Below are 12,705 nucleotides of genomic sequence, written 5' to 3' on the forward strand. Positions count from 1 at the left end.
GCCGGCCGCGAGGTTCAGCTCGGGAGATCGTTGGGTGGACTGCTTGGGGGATCGCCGGGGCGATTGCCTTGGGCGCTGCCATCCTGCGTGCTCGATTCGGGCGCCGTGGACGGCGTATCGCGCTTGAGCTTGTCGCCGCCCAGCAGAACGGTCCAGCCGAGGCCGCGCACATTGCGGATGGAGGAAGCACCGAATTTCTTGCGCACCGAGTAGATCAGCACGTCGACGGCATTGCTTTCGACTTCCTGTCCCCAGCCATAGATCTTTTGTTCGAGTTGATTGCGCGACAGGATCGTGCCCGGCCGTTCGAGCAGCGCCAGCATCAGCGCGAACTCGCGCGCCGACAGCGTTTCGGTGTGGCCATCGACCGTCAGGCTGCGCGTATCGAGATTGAGCCGGATGGTGTCGTCGCCCAGGCTCGAGGTCGCGTAGCCCGCCTTGCGCCGAAGCACCGCACGCATGCGCGCCAGCAGCTCCGGAACTTCGAAGGGCTTCAGCACGAAATCGTCGGCCCCGGCGTCCAGGCCCTGTACCCGCGTGTCCAGGTCGTCATGGGCGGTGAGAATCAGCAGCGGTGTCTGGTTGCCTTGCACCCGCAGCCGCCGCAGCAGATCGAGGCCCCCCATGCGCGGCAGGCCAAGGTCGAGCAGGATGATCGTGTAGGACCCTTGCTCGACCGCCTGCTGGCCGGCGACGCCGTCGCGCACCCAGTCGACGCTGCACTGCATGTTTTCCTTCAGCGCGCGCATCAGGCTGGTGCCGATCTGCAGGTCGTCCTCGATCAGAAGGATGCGCATGATTTCCGCTCGATACGCCGTCGAAAAGATAAGCCGGAGAGACATCGGCTCGGTGCCGCTCCGTGACGCGCGGACAGGCCGGCGCGCGCTGCGGCTTTACTTATACCGCCGCGGAATACGCGGGGAAAGTGGCGCTTGTCCCCATCGGTGTGCCGTCGATGCTGTCAGCCGTGGAGTCGCCGGATCTCGGCGTGGCAGGTCGCTTTCCAGGATCGAAAGTCGCGTGCGATTTTCTGATGTGCCGGCAGCGATGGAAGACGACACTTCGCGCCGGTCGGACCCGTTTCCGGCCTCCCCGCCTCTGCTTTGTCCGCCTTTCACAGGCGGATTTTTTTTGCCTGCGTGGTTTCCTGCCGGCAGTCGCTACCCAAAGCGCGTGATCGCAGGATTCGGCCGTCCGCACCCCCGCTCGGAAGATCCTGCACCGTGCGCTCGCGCACGCGAACCGCCGTAGGCGTCTCACATTTCGAGTTGAGAGAAAGAAGTTATAAGAAATCGATCAAGACTTTCTCTAAACGATTCGAGTAGACCCTCAAATTCTCAAAGTTCATTCGATAAATGGTTTGATATCGATGCGCTGTCCCGCGCCGCTCAACGCATCGAATCGAACGCATCGAAACGACGCGCAACGACGCCGGACAGCGACGTCTTTCAGGTCATCACCGGATCGGTCTCCAGCTCCGGCGATGGAATGATGCAGCCACTGAGCACCAGTGTTCGAGGGAAAGATGGGGGCAGTCAAGCTAATGATCTTCAGCCGGTCCGGCCGGATCGAGTGCAACGGCGAGACGCACGAAGTGCCGGCATGCAGCCTGGTTTTTACCAACGGCAATGCGACGGCGATTCCGGCGCGCGATGGCATCGATACCTACGTCTTCCATTCGGGGGACTTCCAGGACATCTACCGCGAACTGCATGAGCTGGCGAGCCGCTACCGACGAGGTACGCAGTTCTGGCGCGAACCGGTCAAGCGGATCACGGTGCCGGAGGAAACGATCAACGTGATCCGGCATCTCGGTGCCGTCGAGCCGCGCGCGATGCTGCGCTTCGCCTATGTCTACTGCATGGGAACGGAGCCCGAGTATTTCTCCCGGCTTCTGCACCATCTGATCGACAGCAGCCGCGACTTCTTCGAGTTCATCGAGGAGAACAGCATGAGCGCGTGGCCGGTCACGCAGTACGCCAAGGCGCTCGGCATTCCGGTACGCAAGCTGAACGTGATGTTCTACGAGAAGTTCGGCGTGTCGGCCAAGAACTGGCTGCTGGAGCGCCGGCTGCAGCGGGCGAGGGAGCTGCTGTTGCTGACGTCGATGAAGGTCACCGATATCGCGCAGGAGTGCGGCTTCAACAGCCATGCGCATTTCAGCGTCAGCTTCCGCCGCCGCTACGAGGCCAGCCCCCGTCTGCTCCGGCAACACCACCAGAGTATCAACGACGCAGCGAACGAGGAATAGAAGGCGATGAGTCTGAACACAATGATCGATGGCATGGACGGTCCCGTCGCGTCCGCCAGTTTCAACATGGCCGAAGCGGTACAGCGCGCGGTGAGCACCGGCGAGACCACCGACTTCATCCTGGCCCAGAAGATGACGGCCGCCTTTACCAACATGACCGCGCTGCAAAGCTCGATCATCAAGGCGATGCACGACACCATCGCCGGCATCATCCAGAAGATCTAGCCATGCAGCGCTTGCCAACAGAGGTCAGGCGCCTGCTGGTCGAGCTGGCGTTCGCCGCCGGCAATCAGCGCCTGCACGCGGAGATCGACGTGTTTCTCGACACGTTGCACCTGCTGGTCGATGACGAGCAGGACCGCGCGATCTGCCGCGCGCATCTGTACATGCAAAGCGGCCGGCTCGTCGAGGCCCGTGCGTGCCTGGGCGACCGCAACGACCCGCCGGCGCTGTTGCTGGCGATGCTGATCGCGGCCCGGCGCGATGTCGCCGCCGCACCCCGCGTCATCGCCCCGTCTCCCCGCACACGTCACTGAGCGGACGCGTCACCGAGCACCGAAGGTTTTCATCATGACTATGGACCCTATCACCATCGCCGGCCAGATGTTGGCCAGTACGGCCGGCAAGGCGACCGGCAAGGAGCCCGCGGCGGCCGACATCCAGGCGTTCATGGACGCGATGTCGGCCCGCGTGCCAAAGCCCGAGGCGATCGTCGCCGAGGCGATGCGCAAAGCGGACGCCACGGTTTCCGCGCGGGTCGAGACCATCACCGCAGGCAGCGCACTCGATCCTGCCGCGATGAAGCGGGCACAGCAGGCCATGCTCGAGATGCGCAACGGCGTCGACCTGATCGCGAAAATCGCGGGAACGCTGTCACAATCGATCAACAAGTTGACGACGATGCAATGAAGCGCTTCCGCACGATGGCCCTGGCCGTGCTCGCCACCATCAGCATGGCCGGCTGCAAGATGACGCTGTACTCGAACGTCGGCGAGGCCGAGGCCAACCAGATGCTGGCCCTGCTGATGCTGCGCCATATCGCGGCCGAGAAGGTGGTCGAGAAAGGCGGCGCGGTGACGTTGCGCGTCGACAAGGGCGAGTTCATCAATGCCGTCGAAGTCCTGCGACAGAACGGTTATCCGCATCACAAGCGGCTTGGCATGGAAGACCTGTTTCCATCGAACCAGCTGGTGACATCGCCCGCGCAGGAGCGCGCCAAGATGCAGCTGCTCAAGGAGCAGCAGCTCGAAAGCATGATCTCGGCGATGGACGGCGTGATCGGCGCCAAGGTCTCGATCGCGCAGAAGGTCGACGAGAACGGCAAGCCGACCGGCACGCCATCGGCGGCAGTCTTCATCAAGTATTCGCCGCAGTTCAATCTCGGCAACTACGAGGTGCAGATCCGCAGTCTGATCCGCGATGGCATTCCCGATATCGCGTCCGACCAGATCAGCGTGGTGATGCAGGCCGCGGACTACCGCTATCAACCACCCGCGGCCGAGGCGCCCCCGCCGCGCTGGCGCCAGTGGCTGCAGGCGCAGCCGGCACAGGCAGCGGCCGCGGTGGCCGGCGGCGTGCTCGCGCTGTGCGCAATGGCCGGACTGTCGCTGTGGATCGCCCGCCGCAAGGGGAGTGCCGATGTCTGATGCCGCCAATGCCGGCGCGCGCGCGCAACAGAGCCTGTGCCCCGCCGTGCAGCGGCTGCACGCGCTGGCGTGGCGGCCAGGCGCCGTGATGCACCAGGGGTGGTGGGGCTATCTCGGGCTGGACGCCTGGCAAGACGACTACCGGCGGCATCCGGGCAGCCGGCGCGCGCTCGATGCGCTGATCGTGCAGCGCCGCGGGTTTCCCGCCGGCCCGCTGCCCGCGACGCTGTCGGACCAGCAGCGGCGCCTGCTGGCCATCGAGCCGCGTTTGCCGATGCTGCTTGTCGCGCTCGGAGCGGTGGCCGCGCGGGCCCCCGAACTGTTGCTGCTGGGCGATTACCGCCGGCAATTGCTGGCGGTACTGGGCGACGACGGCTGCGACCAGCTGGCTGCGCTGGTGCCCGACGGCAAGGGTGCGGCCCTGAGCCGGCCGCCCGAGCAGATCGTCGAATGGCTGCGCGAACTCGGCAGGTTGTGGCTGGACCAGACGTTGCCCGGCAGCACCGTCTGGCAGGCGTTGTCGATCTGCCTGCCACCGCCCGGCTCATTGTTGGCGACACCGCCGGCCGGCCTTGCCTTGCCGATGCTGTTTCGTCTGGAACGTCTGCTATGAATCCCTTTGGACTGACGATCACCGCGGTCCGCGGTGAGTTGCCCGTGGGCGGCATCGTGCCGGCGGCAATGCTCGACCAATACATCGATGCGGCGGCGGCGCTTCGCCGCAACCGGTCGCGGGCCGCCGCCGTGCTGCTGGCAAGCCGGCGCCACCGGGCGCGGGCGCGCCTTCAGGCCGAGCAAATCCTGGTCGAAGCAACCGCCGAGGGCGAGCGGCGCGCGGATGCGGCGGCGCGGGCGGCCCACGATGCGATCTGCGAGGACGTGCTGCGCTGGCTGGTGCACGAGAACGAACTGGAGGCGGTCATCGCGGAGCGGCTGGAGTTGCGCTGCCGGATAGTGATCGCCGATGCGGTCGCCAGCTTCGCCGGCGAGGCCGAGCGCGCGGCGTTGATCGCGCAGCGCGTAGCGGCCCGCTGGCGCGAGCTGTCGTCACACGGCGCCTTCACGTTGCGGTTATGCCCCGACGACGTCGAAGCAGTGGCGGCGCGGCTGCCGGCGGAGCCGGGGTTCACCATCAGCGCCGAGCCGGCGCTGACCTCCGGCCAGGCGCTGGTGGACAGCCCCTACGTCCAGCTGCGCATCGATCTGGACCGTCATCTGGCCGTGCTGTTGGCAGCCATCGGCGTCGAGCCAAGCGCAGCGAGCCCGTGCGCAGGCGAGCCTCACGCGGTCAGCGAGCGCGGGGACGAAAACGATCCGGATGCCCTTGCCAACCAGCTTGACGGCCTCGTAGAGGATGTGGACCGGATGGCAAGAGGCCGGCTTCTCCCACCGCAACGCGACCCCGGCGTGCCCGATGCCGATTCGACGGGATGGCCCGCATGAACCCGAAGGTACAGGGCGCCAAGCCCGTCATTCCAACCGGCCCGGCGCCGGCGGTCCTCCCGGGGCAGGGCGGCGGTGCGGCCAGCCGCGGGCCCCAGCAGGTCAGCCCGGCTCGTTCCGCGATGGATCTCGCGGCTCGCGCGCTGAACGCGTCCCGCCGCCTGCACGAAGCCGGGCTCAACAACGTGCATTCGTCCAAGCTGCACGCGCTGCTGCGCGGCGACCGCCGCAATGATGCGCTGCTGGCGCGCGCCTTCGTCGGCAAGCTCGCCAAGTCGCTGCTGGCCAACAAGGACCCGCGCATCGAGCAGCTGCTGCAGCAGTTCGGCGATATCGAGGACGTCGACAGCCTGTTCGCCGCGATCGAACGCAGCGAGCTGCATCCGGCGGCGATGGCATTGCTGCTCGCCGCGATGGCCGAACAACACCGGCCGGGACGCAAGCGTAGCCGTCTGGAGGAGGCGCTGGAGCGGCGGCTCGGCGCCAACGGCGATTGGGAACTGGCCATGCTCGGCTGGCTCGAGTTCGGCGCGATGACGCCGGAACTGATGTCGCAGCTGAAGTCGCTGTATCAGCGCGCCGGTGTGGTGCAGCAGGGCATGGCGGCGTTCCTGGACCAGTTGGCAGGCATCGGTGAGCGCCGGCGCAAGGTCAAGGTGCTGATCCGCGCACTGGGCGCCGAACTGAGCGGCATCGACGACGATGCCGCCGAGGGCATCAAGCTCGCCGCGGTAGTGCGAGACCTGAAACGCCTGCTGGTCTTCCTCGGATGCGAGGAGCAATGCGGCCGGATCGCGCGCGCCCTGGGCGAACCGCCGGTCGAGCCCGATACGGTGTTGCGGCTGCTGATTCGCATGGTCGACCAGCCGTGGCTTTACCACGACTGGATCTGCGGCGAAGTCGGCGGCATGGAGCTGGGCCGGGAGCGCGGCTTCAAGCTGGTCCGGGACATCACCCGTCTGGCCAAGCTGCTGCCCGAGCCGTGCTTCCGCGACGACGACCACAGGCAGCAGGTGCTGACGGCACTGAACGAGTTCAACGACCGCGCCGAGAACGCGGACCCTGCCGAGGGCGACCCCACGGGCTGACGCCCCTTCAGGTATCGGCCCGATGCCGCGTGCCGCGACTGCCGCGCACGATGGCGACACAGCAAGCAATGAGGACAGCAAGCGCGTCCGGTGGCTCGCGCCGCCGGGGTCGCGCCTGGATCACCGATGGATATTGGAACGCTGCGCAATCTGGAAAAGCTGTTTCGGCTGATGGACGTCAAGCCCGTCACGATCGAGCCGCGCGTCGAAATACGCGACGGCGAGATCCAGGTGTTCATGGAAGTGCGCGACCGCCGCGTGCTGCTGTCCACGATGCGGCCGGTCGATCGCTACGTGGCCGACGCCGCGCTGCGCTCGCTGTTGACGCGCTGGTCGCCGGCCTGCATGGCCGGCGTGCCGCTGCGGGTCTTCCGCGTCGACGACTGCCTGTTCGTGTCGGGCGCGATGCCGGCGGGCAGCGGTGCCGAGCTGTGGTACCGGACGGTCCGGGCACAACGCAGGCTGCTGGAAGCCTGCACGAAGGAGGAAGCATGAGGTTCGTCTTTGCGGCGTTGCTGTTGCCGCTGGCGCTGCTGTGGGGCACCGCGATCGCCGGGTTGGTGTTGGCGATGGCGCTGGCACTGGTGCTTGGCGCGATCGCCTTCGGCCTTGGCTGCCGGACCGCCGTTGCACTCGTCGATGCGATCCGGCGTATCCGCCGGGCATGGCCCGGAGCCCGGCCATGATCAAGCGCTTGAGTACCTGGCTCGCCACCGTCGGCGGCCGGCAGGACGTGGTGCTGGCCGTGATGCTGATGGTGGCGGTCTTCATGATGATCCTGCCGCTGCCGACCATCCTGGTCGACCTGCTGATCGCCATCAACCTGGGCCTGGCGCTGCTGTTGCTGATGACGGCCATCTATGTGCGCGATCCCCTGGACCTGTCCGCGCTGCCGTCGCTGCTGCTGATCACGACGCTGTTCCGCCTCGCGCTGACCGTCAGCACCAGCCGCCTGATCCTGCTGCAGCACGACGCGGGTGAAATCGTCACCGCCTTCGGCAACTTCGTCGTCGGCGGCAATCTGGCGGTCGGCATCATCGTCTTCTCGATCATCACGGTCGTGCAGTTCATCGTGATCACCAAGGGCGCGGAGCGCGTGGCGGAAGTCGGCGCCCGCTTCTCGCTCGACGCGATGCCCGGCAAGCAGATGAGCATCGACGGCGACCTGCGCGCCGGCACGATCGACGCCAGCGAGGCCAAGCGCCAGCGCCAGCTGGTGCAGAAGGAGAGCCAGCTGTATGGCGCGATGGACGGCTCGATGAAGTTCGTCAAGGGTGACGCGATCGCCGGCATCATCGTGATCCTCGTCAACATCGTCGGCGGCATCGCGGTCGGCACGATGCAGCACGATATGGGCGTCGGCAAGGCGCTCGAGGTCTACTCGGTGCTGTCGATCGGCGACGGCCTGATCGCGCAGATCCCCGCGCTGATCATCTCGATCGCCGCCGGCATCGTGGTGACGCGCGTGCCCGGCGAGAAGCGCGAAAACCTGGCGCAGGACCTGGTCAACCAGTTCTCGCGCCAGCCCAACGCGTTGATGATCGCCGCCGGCGTGCTGCTGCTGTTCGCGCTGGTGCCGGGCTTTCCCGCAGTAATTTTCATGCCGCTGGGCGTGCTGCTGGGACTGATCGCGTTCTATGCACGCCGCCGCGCCAGGGCGCTCGCCGCCAATACCGCCGACCAGGGCGGTGCGGCGGCCGGCGCAGAGGGCGAGGCGCGCATGACCCCCGGTGCGGAGCCGCTGTCGCTGAAGCTGGCGAAAGATGTGGCGGCGCTGCCCGGTCTGCTCGACGCGCTCGAGACCCTGCGCTGGCAGAAGTTCGAGCGGCTCGGTCTCGCGCTCCCGAAGATCGAGATGGCTGTCGAGGCGGGTCTGCCCGCCGGCAGCTTCAGCGTGCTGCTGTACAGCGAGCCCGTGCTGAAGGTGGCCATGCCGGCAGGCCGGCTGCTGCTGGCGCGTCAGTCCAGCGCCATGCCGGTCGCCGAGCGCGTCGACAACCTGCCGTTCGGCGGACTGACGCTGCAATGGATCGCGCCCGAGCACCAGGCCTCGCTGGCGCAGTCAGGGTTGTCGCTGCTTGCCGGCGCGCAGGCCGTGTCGTACGCCGCCGCGCTCGCCGTCGACCGCTTCGCCGACGAATTCATCGGCGTGCAGGAAACCCGCTATCTGATGGACGCGATGGAGGCCCGCTACGGCGAGCTGGTCAAGGAGCTGCAGCGCCAGCTGCCGATCAGCAAGGTCTCGGAGGTGTTGCAGCGCCTGGTGGCCGAAGGCATCTCGATCCGCGACCTGCGCACCATCTTCGAGGCGTTGATCGAGTGGTCGCCGAAGGAAAAGGAGACCGTGATGCTGACCGAGTACGTCCGCGTCGCGCTGCGCCGCCAGATCGTCGGGCGCCATGCGCGCGGTGAAGGGCGTATCCATGTCTGGCTGATCGGCGATGGCATCGAGAACATGATCCGCGACTCGGTGCGCCAGACCGCCGCCGGGGCCTATTCGACGTTGCAGGGCGACCAGATCGAAGCGATCGTGGCGCGCATCAAGGCCGGCATTGCCGGTCGCGAGGACATGGAGGGTGCGCTGGTCACCGCGATCGATGTGCGCCGCTTCCTGCGCAAGTTTCTCGAGCGGGAGCTGTTCAGCGTGCCGGTACTGTCGTACCAGGAACTGGGCGACGACGTGCAGCTGCACGTGCTCGGCAATATCGACATGATCGGAGAGTACGACGATGCGTATGCCTGATGCCGATGCGATCGTCTCCCGGGTGGCCGGCCGCCTGACGTTGCCGGCGCTGGACGATGGCGTGGAGCGTTTCGGCCGCGTCGTCGAAATCGGACCCACGCTGATCAAGGCCAGTCTGCCCGACGCGGCGCTGGCCGAGCTTTGCCTGATCGGCGCCGACATGCAGGCGGAGGTGGTCGGCCTGCAGCGAGAGATCGCGCTGCTGTCGCCATTCTCCGAGCCGGTCGGCATGAGCTGCGGCGCACTGGTGCGCCCGCTCGGCACCGAGCATCGGATTCCGGTCGGTCCGCATCTGATCGGCTCGGTGATCGACGGCCTGGGCCGCCGGATGAGCGGTCCGCCGGTGCCGCCCGCATGCGAGACGCGCGCGCTGGAGGCACCGGTGCCCGATCCGTTGACGCGCACGCTGATCGACCAGGTGTTGCCGCTGGGCGTGCGCGCGATCGACGGCATGCTGACCTGCGGCCGCGGGCAGCGGATCGGCATCTTCGCGGCCGCGGGAGGGGGCAAGAGCACGCTGCTCGGCATGATCTGCGACGGCAGCCTGGCCGATGTCGTGGTACTCGGGCTGGTGGGGGAGCGCGGCAGGGAGGTCCGGGAGTTTCTCGACCAGACGTTGACCGCCGAGGCGCGCGAGCGGTCGGTGGTGGTGGTGTCGACCTCGGACCGCCCGGCGCTGGAACGCCTGAAAGCCGTCTATACCGCGACCACCATCGCCGAGTACTTCCGCGACCAGGGCCTGAACGTGCTGCTGATGGTCGATTCGCTGACGCGCTTTGCGCGCGCCGGCCGCGAGATCGGCCTGGCCGCCGGCGAACTGCCGGCCGCCGGCAGCTTCCCGCCCAGCGTGTTCGCGCGCCTGCCGCGCTTGCTGGAACGGGCCGGCTGCGCGGCCACCGGCAGCATCACCGGCATCTATACCGTGCTGGTCGAGGGCGACGACATGACCGAGCCGATCGCCGACGAGGTCCGCTCGATCCTCGACGGACATATCGTGCTGTCGCGCGAGCTCGCGGAAAAGAACCACTATCCGGCCATCGATATCCCGGCCAGCATCAGCCGCGTGATGCACCAGGTCACCAGCGAGCCGCATCGGCAGTGGGCGGGCAAGGCACGCCGGCTGCTGGCCCAGTACAAGGAAATCGAACTGCTGGTGCGGGTCGGCGAATACGAACGCGGACACGATGCCGAGGCCGACGACGCGCTGGACCGTCGCGCCGGGCTCGAGGCCTTCCTGTGCCAGGGGACGGGCGAGCGCGCCGACTACCAGGGCACGCTGCGCCAGCTGCGGCAGGTCGCGGAGGGATGATGGCCAGGCCCAGCACCGCACAGATGCTCGAGCAGTTGCGCACGATCAAGACGTGCCGCGAAGGCGTGCTGCGTCATCGCGCCCGTCGTGTCGAGGCCGACATGCGCGAATGCAGGCAGCAGTCCGATACCCGCAGGGCCGAGCAGGCCGAACTGCGCGTCCAGTGGCGCGCCGCCAACCAGACCGAGCAGGCGGTCGGCCCGCGCGATTTCCACAAGCTCAAGCAACGGTTCGCCGATTTCTATCAGCGCGAACAGCAACTGCAGGCCGCGCTGCGCAAGCTCGCCGATCAGACCGCCGATTGCCAGGCGCAGGCGGCACGCATTGCCCAGGCGCAGAAGGAGAACCTGCGCGGCCAGGAGAAGCTGGCCGCGCTGATCGAGGAGCAGCGATGAGTGTGACTCCGGTGGGCGGGGTCCCGCCCAGGGGTGGCCGCGATCGCGACGAACGTCACAACGTGGAATCCCGGCAGACCGCGCAGTTCGATGCGGCGATGCGCAAGCGCAGGCCCGCCCGGGAGCGGGGCGGCGAAGACAACGAGGCTGCGGTGCCGCCCTCCGTGCCGCCATTCGTGCCGCCGGCATGGTGGTCGATGCTCGGCGGCGCGCGTCCCGAGTCGGCGGCCGCGGCGGCCTGTGGTGGGCCCGACAGCGGCCGCGCCGACGCGGCCGCTTCGAGCGAACTCGATGCCGACCGGTTCGCACCGGGCACGCAGACGCGCCTGAGCGGCAACGGCTTGCATGTCCGCTTCACACAGGGCAGCTGGGCCGGCATGGAACTGCAGGCGTCGCTGCACGCCGGGCAGATCGTCGTCACGCTGCGGCCGCTGAACCGCCAGCAGCACAAGCGCCTGGTCGAAGCGAAGGCGTCGCTGAGCGACGAGGTGGCCAGGCAGACCGGTGAAGTGATCCGATTGGAGGTAGCCGATGCTACTCGATGAATGGAGCGACCAGGACCTGGAACTGGCGCGGGCGATCGGAGCGGGCCGGTCCGGCGCCGCAGCCGGAGGCCGGCGCGCCGGCATCGGCAGCAGTGCCGAAGGCGATGGACTTGGCGCGCTGCAGGCGCTGCGGCGGCACGATGCCGCCGACCCGCTTGCTGACCCGATGGCGGATCCGCTGATGGATCCACTGATCGATCCGCTGAGGGATCCGCTGAGGGATCCGCTGAGGGATCCGGCCCGGCCGCTCGATCCGTTCGACGACGGATTCGACGCTGCCCCCCAGCCGGACCTCCATGCCGATCGCCGCGATGGCGCGAAGGAGCACGGCATCGGCGGTATCGCAAGCATCCGGGACGCCGACGTGCACGCCGAAGGCGCCGCGATCGTGCTGGACCTGAAGTCCAGCGGCGGCGACGGCGTGGTGCTCTCGATATCGATCGACGGGCAGCGCGCCCGCGCGTGGGTCGATGCCGATGCCTGGTGCGATTGGCTGGCGCCGCGCCTGGCGGTCCAGCGCTTCCCGCAGATCCCGCCGGACCTGCTGGGCCTGCTCGGCGACTGGACGTTGCTGCCGCTTCAGCACCATGCCAACCGGGCCGGTCTGGGCTTGCCGCGCTTCTGCTCTGCCGAGCCCGGCAGTTGCGCGCGTGCGATCGCGCCGACGCTGACGTTGTGCCGCGCCGACGCCGAGCTGGACCTGCGCCTGCTCGACTGGCCCGAGCCCTGGATCGCCGCGCTGGCGCAGACCATGGAAGACCGGCGGCCGCCGCTGACGATCCCGCCGATCCCCGTCGCGCTGGCCGCAGGGTGGGTCCGCCTGACGCGCGCGCAGCTCGCCGGGCTGAGCCCGGGCGACGGCGTCGTGCTGGAGCGGCCCGCTGCGATCGAGCACGGCCACGCCTGGCTCGTCGCGGAGCGCCCGCTGGCGCTGGCGTGCCTTGCGCACGGCGCCTGGCATATCGAACACGCATGCAACGAGGAAACCAGCATGGAACAAGGGACCGAGGCCACGCTGCGCGGCAGCCAGCTCGATGACGCCAACATCGTATTGACCGCGGTGGCGGAAGTGGGGCGCCTGTCGTTGTCGCTCGACACGCTGCGCGAACTGCAGGCCGGGCAGACGCTGGAGCTCGCCCATGCCAGCCACGGCCGGGTCACGCTGACGGTCTCGGGGCACGCGGTCGCCAGCGGCACGCTGCTGCGCGTCGGCGACAAGCTGGTGATGCGGATCGAGTGAAGGCCGGTGATTTCAGGCATGGGCCCGATGCCGGCGCTTGCCGGG

General features: G+C 67.9%; 16 protein-coding genes. 15 read left to right on the forward strand and 1 reads right to left on the reverse strand.

Translation table 11 applies throughout. The features are described 5' to 3' along the window. Positions 1 to 14: 14 nt before the first annotated feature. Complete coding sequence (locus LRR16_RS02190) at positions 15 to 797, reverse strand: response regulator transcription factor (protein WP_370646740.1); 783 nt, start codon at positions 795 to 797, stop codon at positions 15 to 17. Between the two features lie 728 nt (positions 798 to 1,525). Between LRR16_RS02190 and LRR16_RS02195 the strand changes: the two genes are divergently transcribed. From LRR16_RS02195 to sctQ, 15 genes are all read left to right on the forward strand, one after another. Beyond that, a complete protein-coding gene (locus LRR16_RS02195) occupies positions 1,526 to 2,251 on the forward strand; it encodes a helix-turn-helix transcriptional regulator (RefSeq protein WP_064576902.1) in 726 nt (241 codons plus the stop codon). Positions 2,252 to 2,257: 6 nt separating this feature from the next. Then, positions 2,258 to 2,476, forward strand: a complete 219-nt coding sequence (locus tag LRR16_RS02200; RefSeq protein WP_006578323.1) for an EscF/YscF/HrpA family type III secretion system needle major subunit — start codon at positions 2,258 to 2,260, stop codon at positions 2,474 to 2,476. A gap of 2 nt (positions 2,477 to 2,478) precedes the next feature. Continuing rightward, positions 2,479 to 2,787: a DUF1039 domain-containing protein gene (locus tag LRR16_RS02205; RefSeq protein ID WP_006578324.1), complete on the forward strand. Its 309-nt coding sequence runs from the start codon at positions 2,479 to 2,481 to the stop codon at positions 2,785 to 2,787. A 40-nt stretch (positions 2,788 to 2,827) separates the two neighbouring features. Then, positions 2,828 to 3,160: a type III secretion system inner rod subunit SctI gene (sctI, locus tag LRR16_RS02210; RefSeq protein WP_064576900.1), complete on the forward strand. Its 333-nt coding sequence runs from the start codon at positions 2,828 to 2,830 to the stop codon at positions 3,158 to 3,160. Further along, positions 3,157 to 3,897 carry a type III secretion system inner membrane ring lipoprotein SctJ gene (gene sctJ / locus LRR16_RS02215; protein WP_232204658.1) on the forward strand — a complete coding sequence of 247 codons (741 nt, stop codon included), beginning with the start codon at positions 3,157 to 3,159 and terminating at the stop codon, positions 3,895 to 3,897. Before sctI ends, sctJ begins: the two co-directional genes overlap by 4 nt. Beyond that, positions 3,890 to 4,510 carry a type III secretion system domain-containing protein gene (locus LRR16_RS02220; RefSeq protein WP_232204659.1) on the forward strand — a complete coding sequence of 207 codons (621 nt, stop codon included), beginning with the start codon at positions 3,890 to 3,892 and terminating at the stop codon, positions 4,508 to 4,510. Before sctJ ends, LRR16_RS02220 begins: the two co-directional genes overlap by 8 nt. Beyond that, positions 4,507 to 5,340: a hypothetical protein gene (locus LRR16_RS02225; RefSeq protein ID WP_232204660.1), complete on the forward strand. Its 834-nt coding sequence runs from the start codon at positions 4,507 to 4,509 to the stop codon at positions 5,338 to 5,340. Before LRR16_RS02220 ends, LRR16_RS02225 begins: the two co-directional genes overlap by 4 nt. Then, entirely contained in the window at positions 5,337 to 6,428 is a 1,092-nt protein-coding gene (locus LRR16_RS02230) for a TyeA family type III secretion system gatekeeper subunit (protein WP_232204661.1), read from the forward strand. Before LRR16_RS02225 ends, LRR16_RS02230 begins: the two co-directional genes overlap by 4 nt. A 126-nt stretch (positions 6,429 to 6,554) precedes the next feature. Beyond that, positions 6,555 to 6,923 (forward strand): hypothetical protein, encoded by a 369-nt coding sequence (locus tag LRR16_RS02235; RefSeq protein WP_006579055.1) that lies wholly within the window; start codon positions 6,555 to 6,557, stop codon positions 6,921 to 6,923. Then, complete coding sequence (locus LRR16_RS02240) at positions 6,920 to 7,114, forward strand: hypothetical protein (protein ID WP_064576896.1); 195 nt, start codon at positions 6,920 to 6,922, stop codon at positions 7,112 to 7,114. Before LRR16_RS02235 ends, LRR16_RS02240 begins: the two co-directional genes overlap by 4 nt. Then, a complete protein-coding gene (locus LRR16_RS02245; protein ID WP_232204662.1) occupies positions 7,111 to 9,171 on the forward strand; it encodes an EscV/YscV/HrcV family type III secretion system export apparatus protein in 2,061 nt (686 codons plus the stop codon). Before LRR16_RS02240 ends, LRR16_RS02245 begins: the two co-directional genes overlap by 4 nt. Beyond that, on the forward strand, positions 9,158 to 10,480 hold the full coding sequence (locus tag LRR16_RS02250; protein WP_232204663.1) for an EscN/YscN/HrcN family type III secretion system ATPase: 1,323 nt from the start codon (positions 9,158 to 9,160) through the stop codon (positions 10,478 to 10,480). The genes LRR16_RS02245 and LRR16_RS02250 overlap by 14 nt, the downstream gene beginning before the upstream one ends. Then, the gene (locus LRR16_RS02255) at positions 10,480 to 10,875 is read left to right on the forward strand and encodes a hypothetical protein (protein WP_232204664.1); all 396 of its coding nucleotides are present in this window, start codon (positions 10,480 to 10,482) and stop codon (positions 10,873 to 10,875) included. Before LRR16_RS02250 ends, LRR16_RS02255 begins: the two co-directional genes overlap by 1 nt. Positions 10,876 to 10,937: 62 nt before the next feature. Beyond that, positions 10,938 to 11,420 (forward strand): hypothetical protein, encoded by a 483-nt coding sequence (locus tag LRR16_RS02260; RefSeq protein WP_232204665.1) that lies wholly within the window; start codon positions 10,938 to 10,940, stop codon positions 11,418 to 11,420. Continuing rightward, the gene (sctQ, locus tag LRR16_RS02265) at positions 11,407 to 12,660 is read left to right on the forward strand and encodes a type III secretion system cytoplasmic ring protein SctQ (protein WP_232204666.1); all 1,254 of its coding nucleotides are present in this window, start codon (positions 11,407 to 11,409) and stop codon (positions 12,658 to 12,660) included. Before LRR16_RS02260 ends, sctQ begins: the two co-directional genes overlap by 14 nt. Positions 12,661 to 12,705: the final 45 nt, after the last annotated feature.

It is taken from the genome of Cupriavidus sp. UGS-1 (assembly GCF_021213615.1).
Lineage (GTDB): Bacteria > Pseudomonadota > Gammaproteobacteria > Burkholderiales > Burkholderiaceae > Cupriavidus.

What these genes read in the sequence shown, in the direction of transcription:
- LRR16_RS02200 (WP_006578323.1), top strand. Translation starts at nt 2,258, where the DNA reads ATGAGTCTGAACACAATGATCGATGGCATGGACGGTCCCGTCGCGTCC.
- LRR16_RS02255 (WP_232204664.1), top strand. Translation starts at nt 10,480, where the DNA reads ATGGCCAGGCCCAGCACCGCACAGATGCTCGAGCAGTTGCGCACGATC.
- sctJ (WP_232204658.1), top strand. Translation starts at nt 3,157, where the DNA reads ATGAAGCGCTTCCGCACGATGGCCCTGGCCGTGCTCGCCACCATCAGC.
- LRR16_RS02240 (WP_064576896.1), top strand. Translation starts at nt 6,920, where the DNA reads ATGAGGTTCGTCTTTGCGGCGTTGCTGTTGCCGCTGGCGCTGCTGTGG.
- sctI (WP_064576900.1), top strand. Translation starts at nt 2,828, where the DNA reads ATGGACCCTATCACCATCGCCGGCCAGATGTTGGCCAGTACGGCCGGC.
- LRR16_RS02220 (WP_232204659.1), top strand. Translation starts at nt 3,890, where the DNA reads ATGTCTGATGCCGCCAATGCCGGCGCGCGCGCGCAACAGAGCCTGTGC.
- LRR16_RS02230 (WP_232204661.1), top strand. Translation starts at nt 5,337, where the DNA reads ATGAACCCGAAGGTACAGGGCGCCAAGCCCGTCATTCCAACCGGCCCG.
- LRR16_RS02195 (WP_064576902.1), top strand. Translation starts at nt 1,526, where the DNA reads ATGGGGGCAGTCAAGCTAATGATCTTCAGCCGGTCCGGCCGGATCGAG.
- LRR16_RS02245 (WP_232204662.1), top strand. Translation starts at nt 7,111, where the DNA reads ATGATCAAGCGCTTGAGTACCTGGCTCGCCACCGTCGGCGGCCGGCAG.
- LRR16_RS02190 (WP_370646740.1), bottom strand. Translation starts at nt 797, where the DNA reads ATGCGCATCCTTCTGATCGAGGACGACCTGCAGATCGGCACCAGCCTG.
- LRR16_RS02235 (WP_006579055.1), top strand. Translation starts at nt 6,555, where the DNA reads ATGGATATTGGAACGCTGCGCAATCTGGAAAAGCTGTTTCGGCTGATG.
- LRR16_RS02225 (WP_232204660.1), top strand. Translation starts at nt 4,507, where the DNA reads ATGAATCCCTTTGGACTGACGATCACCGCGGTCCGCGGTGAGTTGCCC.
- LRR16_RS02205 (WP_006578324.1), top strand. Translation starts at nt 2,479, where the DNA reads ATGCAGCGCTTGCCAACAGAGGTCAGGCGCCTGCTGGTCGAGCTGGCG.
- sctQ (WP_232204666.1), top strand. Translation starts at nt 11,407, where the DNA reads ATGCTACTCGATGAATGGAGCGACCAGGACCTGGAACTGGCGCGGGCG.
- LRR16_RS02250 (WP_232204663.1), top strand. Translation starts at nt 9,158, where the DNA reads ATGCGTATGCCTGATGCCGATGCGATCGTCTCCCGGGTGGCCGGCCGC.